General features: G+C 64.3%; 4 protein-coding genes. 1 reads left to right on the top strand and 3 read right to left on the bottom strand.

The genetic code is table 11. From position 1 onward, the window contains the following. Positions 1–74: 74 nt before the first annotated feature. From dnaJ to grpE, 3 genes are all read right to left on the bottom strand, one after another. The gene (dnaJ, locus tag ACVOKO_RS08060) at positions 75–1199 is read right to left on the bottom strand and encodes a molecular chaperone DnaJ (RefSeq protein WP_346498415.1); all 1125 of its coding nucleotides are present in this window, start codon (positions 1197–1199) and stop codon (positions 75–77) included. 133 nt (positions 1200–1332) lie between these two features. Next, positions 1333–3252 (bottom strand): molecular chaperone DnaK, encoded by a 1920-nt coding sequence (gene dnaK, locus ACVOKO_RS08055; protein ID WP_346498414.1) that lies wholly within the window; start codon positions 3250–3252, stop codon positions 1333–1335. A gap of 145 nt (positions 3253–3397) precedes the next feature. Continuing rightward, the gene (grpE, locus tag ACVOKO_RS08050) at positions 3398–3913 is read right to left on the bottom strand and encodes a nucleotide exchange factor GrpE (RefSeq protein WP_346498413.1); all 516 of its coding nucleotides are present in this window, start codon (positions 3911–3913) and stop codon (positions 3398–3400) included. Between the two features lie 185 nt (positions 3914–4098). Here grpE and recN point away from each other — a divergent pair, with 185 nt between their 5' ends. After that, the gene (gene recN / locus ACVOKO_RS08045) at positions 4099–5766 is read left to right on the top strand and encodes a DNA repair protein RecN (protein ID WP_346498412.1); all 1668 of its coding nucleotides are present in this window, start codon (positions 4099–4101) and stop codon (positions 5764–5766) included. The last annotated feature ends 234 nt before the right edge of the window (positions 5767–6000 follow it).

Below are 6000 nucleotides of genomic sequence, written 5' to 3'. Positions count from 1 at the left end.
GGCCATTGCCGAGCATGGCTCGGCACTACAGGTGGAGCTGATGCCGAGCATGGCTCGGCACTACAGGTGGTGCCTTAGGACTTCATGCGTTCCCAGAAGCCTTTTACGCCATCGATGAAGGTTGCCGACTTCGGCGAATGCTTGCGCGCGTCTTCACCGCTGAACGTGGATTCAAACTGTTCCAGCAGCTTGCGCTGTTCTGCAGTCAGGTTGACCGGGGTTTCCACCACGATGCGGCAGTACAGGTCGCCTTCGGTGCGGCTGCGCACCGATTTGACGCCCTTGCCACGCAGGCGGAACAACTTGCCGGTCTGGGTCTCGGCCGGGATGCGGATTTCCGCCTCGCCGCCCAGGGTTGCCACACGGATCGAGTCACCCAGCGCTGCCTGCGAGATGCGCACCGGCACTTCGCAGTGCAGGTCATCGCCATCGCGGGTGAAGATTGCATGCTCACGCACGCGCACTTCCACATACAGGTCACCGGCCGGTGCACCGGCTGGGCCAGCTTCGCCCTCGCCCTGCAGACGGATGCGGTCACCGGTGTCCACGCCTGCCGGCACTTTGACCGACAGCACCTTGTCTTCTTCGATGCGACCGTTGCCGTGGCAGGTCTTGCACGGTTTGCTGATGATCTGACCGCGACCATCGCAGTTATGGCAGGCCTGCTGCATGGCAAAGATGCCACGCTGCACACGTACCTGGCCGCGACCACCGCAGACATTGCAGGTCTCAACCTTGCGGTCTTCCGAGCCGCTGCCGTCGCAATCGCCACATTCGGCCAGGGTCGGAATCTCGATGCGGCGCTCAACGCCGGCCACCGCTTCTTCCAGGTCCAGCTCCATCACGTAGCCGATGTCGGCACCGCGACGCGGCTGGCGCGGACCGCCGCCACCTCCGCCAAAAATATTGCCGAAGATGTCGCCAAAAATATCGTTCATGTCCGGGCCGCCCTGACCACCACCGCCGCCCATGCCGTGCTCGAACGCAGCATGGCCGTGGGCGTCGTACATGCGCCGCTTATTGCCGTCGGACAGGGTTTCGTACGCCTCCTTGCACTCCTTGAAGGCGGATTCGGCGGCAGCGTCGCCCGGATTGCGGTCCGGGTGGTGCTTCATCGCGCAACGGCGATAGGCCTTCTTCAGCTCTTCATCGGTTGCGGTGCGGGCTACGCCCAGTACTTCGTAATAATCGCGTTTCATCGGCACATGAGGTTCTGGAATCGGGGTTGGAAATCAGGGACAGAAAGCCGGGTATTGCAGATACCGGAAGGGGACCCGGGAGCCGGAGCGCTAGCTCCGTATCCCGAATCCCCAGGCACAACTCCGGCCTTGCTTACTTCTTGTCGTCTTTGACTTCGGTGAACTCAGCGTCCACTACGTCGTCATTGGACTGGGCGCCAGCATCGGCGCCCGGCGCCGGGCCACCCTGCTCACCGGCCGAAGCGGCGGCAAACAAGGCCTGACCGGCTTCTTCCAGCGACTTCGACTTGGCTTCAATCTGTGCCTTGTCGTCGCCCTTCATTGCCGTTTCCAGATCGGCCAGTGCGGCTTCAACCTTGCCGATCACGTCGCCGCCAACCTTGCTGCCATGCTCGGTGATGGCGCTGCGGGTGGCGTGGATCAGACCGTCGGCCTGGTTGCGGGTCTGCACCAGCTCCTGGAACTTCTTGTCTTCTTCGCGGTTGGCTTCCGCGTCGGCGACCATGCGTGCGATCTCGTCCTCGGACAGACCCGAACCGGCCTTGATCTCGACCTTCTGTTCCTTGTTGGTCTTCTTGTCCTTGGCCGACACGTGCAGGATGCCGTTGGCGTCGATGTCGAAGGACACCTCAACCTGCGGCATGCCGCGCGGTGCCGGCTCGATGCCGGACAGGTCGAACTTGGCCAGCGACTTGTTGTAACGGGCCTGCTCGCGCTCACCCTGCAGCACGTGCACGGTCACGGCCGACTGGTTGTCCTCAGCGGTCGAGAAGGTCTGCGAGGCCTTGGTCGGGATGGTGGTGTTCTTTTCGATGATCTTCGTGAACACGCCACCCATGGTCTCGATACCCAGCGACAGCGGGGTCACGTCCAGCAGCAGCACGTCCTTGACGTCGCCGCCCAGCACGCCGCCCTGGATCGCGGCACCCAGTGCCACGGCTTCGTCCGGGTTGACGTCCTTGCGCGGTTCCTTGCCGAAGAACTCGGTCACGGCCTGCTGCACCTTCGGCATGCGGGTCTGACCACCGACCAGGATCACTTCGCTGATGTCGCTCGAACGCAGACCGGCGTCATTCAACGCAACGCGGCACGGCTCGATCGACTTCTTGATCAGCTCTTCGACCAGGCTTTCCAGCTTGGCGCGGGTCAGCTTGATGTTCAGGTGCTTCGGACCGGAAGCGTCTGCAGTGACGTACGGCAGGTTGACTTCGGTCTGCTGCGCGGTCGACAGCTCGATCTTGGCGCGCTCAGCAGCGTCCTTCAGGCGCTGCAGAGCCAACGGATCCTTGCGCAGGTCGATGCCCTGGTCCTTCTGGAACTCTTCAACCAGGTACTCGATGACGCGGTTGTCGAAATCTTCGCCGCCCAGGAAGGTGTCACCGTTGGTGGCCAGCACTTCGAACTGCTTCTCGCCGTCGACGTTGGCGATCTCGATGATCGACACGTCGAAGGTGCCGCCGCCCAGATCGTACACAACGATCTTGCGATCCTTGTTGTCACCCTTGTCCAGGCCATAGGCCAGGGCAGCGGCGGTCGGCTCGTTGATGATGCGCTTGACGTCCAGACCGGCAATGCGGCCTGCGTCCTTGGTTGCCTGGCGCTGGCTGTCGTTGAAGTAGGCCGGCACGGTGATGACCGCTTCGGTGACCTTTTCACCGAGGAAGTCTTCGGCGGTCTTCTTCATCTTTTCCAGCACGCGGGCAGAAATTTCCTGCGGTGCCATCTTCTTGGCATCGCTGGTCTGTACCCATGCATCGCCGTTGTCATGCGCCAGGATGCCGTACGGCACGTGGGCGATGTCCTTCTGCACTTCGGCGTCGGTGAACTTGCGGCCGATAAGGCGCTTCACCGCGTAGAAGGTGTTCTTCGGGTTGGTGACGGCCTGACGCTTGGCCGAGGCACCCACCAGTACTTCGCCGTCCTTGGTGTAGGCGACGATGGAGGGCGTGGTGCGGTCGCCTTCCGAGTTTTCAATGACGCGGGCCTTGCCGCCGTCCATGATCGCCACGCACGAGTTGGTGGTGCCGAGGTCGATACCAATGATCTTGCCCATGGGGGACTCCTGAGTATTCGTTTGCCGGCAGCCGCCGGGGATGAATGGGATGTGGGGGAGGACCTGATGACATTCAAGTCATCCCCGGAACAGTGTTTGCCGGCAGCCGCGCCTGATTAAGGCAGCGGCCAGCCAGCGCGGCCGATCAGTCGGCCTGGGCCACCACAACCAGCGCCGGCCGCAGCAGGCGCTCGTTGAGCAGGTAGCCCTTCTGGAACACGGTCACTACCGCGCCCGGGGCCACGCCAGCCGGTGCCGGCACCTGGCTGATGGCCTGGTGATGCTCCGGATTGAAAGCCTGGCCGGCCGGGTCCAGCAGGACCAGACCATTGTCAGCGGCTACTTTGAGCAGCTGCTTGTAGGTCAATTCCATACCTTCGCGCAGCGGATTGGGCTCGCTGGCAGCGGCAGCCAAGCCTGCGTCGAGGCTGTCGAACACCGGCAGCAATTCGCCAAGCAGCTTCTCGTTGGCGAACTTGCGGGCCTGGTCGATGTCGCGGGCCACACGCTTGCGCTGGTTGTCCAGATCGGCGCGTTCGCGCAGCGATTCGGCCTTGACCTGCTCCAGCTCGGCGCGCAGCGCCTCGATCTGGTCGTGGTGCGCGTCGTCACCGCCGTTGGCGGTGTTCTCGGGGTCGAATTCAGTGTGCTCTTGGTTCATTTCTGGTTTCCCTGACGGATGATCTGCCGTCTACCTCGCCCCGTATGTGGGCTGTACTGGAAGTTTCAAGGCTCTGGCTCACTCTGTGAGACGCATTGTTCCTAATCTGGGCAGGCCATCGCCTCACCTACATTGACCTGCCCGGCACGCGTGCTAGTTTTGCCCGGCCCCTAGACCTGCCAGCCATGCTCAGACATCTATCGATCAAGGATTTTGCCGTTGTCCGCGCCACCGAACTGGAGTTCGGCCCAGGCATGACTGTCGTTTCCGGTGAAACCGGCGCCGGCAAGTCATTGATGGTGGACGCTTTAGGCTTTCTGTCCGGCCTGCGCGCCGACTCCGGCGTGGTCCGCCATGGCGCCAGCCGTGCCGAGCTGTCGGCCGAATTCAGCCTGGAAGACGACGCCCCGGCACGCAGTTGGCTGCGCGACAACGAGCTCGATGACGAGGAGCAATGCCAGCTGCGGCGGGTGATCCGCGCCGACGGCGGCTCCCGCGCCTTCATCAACGGCCGCCCGGTACCGGTGTCGCAACTGTCCGAACTGGCCGGTTTCCTGGTCGAAATCCATGGCCAGCATGACCAGCAGGCCCTGCTGTCGCGCCCCAGCCAGCTGGCCCTGCTTGACGCCTTCGCCCGCAATGAGGCCGAGCGTGCCGCCGTGCGCGGTGCCGCCAGCCAATGGCAGGCGTTGCTGGACGAGCGCGATGCGCTGTCCCAGCAAGGCGATGTTTCCGACCGGATCGGCTTTCTCGAACACCAGCTGGGCGAGCTGCAGCGCGAGGAACTGGAGCCGGCGGCGATTGTCGCGCTGGGCGCCAGCCACCGCCGCCAAGCCCATTCAACCGCCCTGATCGAGGCCTGCCAACGCGCCGGCGGCCTGCTCAATGGCGATGAGGACGGCCCCTCCCTACTGTCTCTGCTGCAGCAGGTACGGCACGAGCTGGGACGGGTCAGCCAACACGACGCCAGGCTTGGCGACGTCGACGCCATGCTCGATGCCGCCGGCATCCAGCTGCACGAAGCCCTTGCCCAGCTGGACCGGGTCCAAGACGACCTGGACAGCGACCCGGAGGCCTTTGAAGACATCGAACGCCGCCTGGGCCGCCTGCACGACCTGGCCCGCAAGCACCGCGTGCCAATGGAAGACCTTGCCGCCACCCGCGACCGCCTGGAAACCGAGCTGGAGCAGCTGCGCGGCGCCGACGAGCGCCTGGCCAAGCTGGCCGGCGAGATCGACAAGGCTGCGGCCCGCTGGCAGGCCGTGGCCGCCACCCTTTCCAGCAGCCGCCAAACCGCGGCGAGCTCTCTTTCAGAGACCACCACCGCGCTGATTGGCGAGCTCGGCATGGGCGGCGGCCAATTCCGCATCGAGCTGGAGCCGCAGGCACAGCTGCGCCCGGACCCGAATGGTGCCGAGCGGGTCGAATTCCTGGTCGCCGCCAACGCCGGCCAGCCCGCCCGCGCCCTGCGCAAGGTGGCCTCAGGCGGTGAGCTGTCGCGCATTTCGCTGGCGATCGAAGTCGCCGCCCTGGGCCTGGATGCGGTGCCGACGATGGTTTTCGACGAAGTGGATTCAGGCATTGGCGGCGCCATTGCCGACATCGTCGGCAAGAAACTGCGCGCCCTTGGCGAACGCCGCCAGGTGCTGTGCGTGACCCATCTGCCGCAGGTCGCCTCCAAGGGCCACGCGCATTACCGGGTAAGCAAGGCCCCGGTGGAAGGCATGACCCAGAGTGCGGTTGAGCTGCTGGATGCCAAGGGCCGCGAGGAAGAGCTTGCGCGGATGCTGGGTGGCGCTGAGGTGAGCAAGGAAGCGCGAGCGGCTGCGCGGAAGCTGCTGACGGAGGCGTGAGGACGGCGGGTTGGGCTTTGGGCTTTGGGCTTTGGGCTTGGGCTTTGGGCTTGGGCTTGGGCTTGGGCTTTGGCTTTGGCTTTAAAAGCCCCTCTCCCGCCTGCGGGAGAGGGGTTGGGGTGAGGGCAGCTCTTGGCTCTTCGGGCTTGGCTCCAAAGGCCCTTGCCGAGCATGGCTCGGCACTACGGTGCGGCCTGACAGTGGCTCGGGAAAGCCCTTGCCGAGCATGGCTCG

The sequence above is a fragment of the Stenotrophomonas sp. STEN240 genome, from assembly GCF_056756175.1.
Note: the sequence above shows the minus strand (reverse complement) of the source record. Positions and strands in the feature narration are given on the sequence as shown.

Bases quoted from the DNA above. Each gene is read 5' to 3' on its own strand.
- dnaJ (WP_346498415.1), bottom strand. From the start codon at position 1,199: ATGAAACGCGATTATTACGAAGTACTGGGCGTAGCCCGCACCGCAACC.
- dnaK (WP_346498414.1), bottom strand. From the start codon at position 3,252: ATGGGCAAGATCATTGGTATCGACCTCGGCACCACCAACTCGTGCGTG.
- grpE (WP_346498413.1), bottom strand. From the start codon at position 3,913: ATGAACCAAGAGCACACTGAATTCGACCCCGAGAACACCGCCAACGGC.
- recN (WP_346498412.1), top strand. From the start codon at position 4,099: ATGCTCAGACATCTATCGATCAAGGATTTTGCCGTTGTCCGCGCCACC.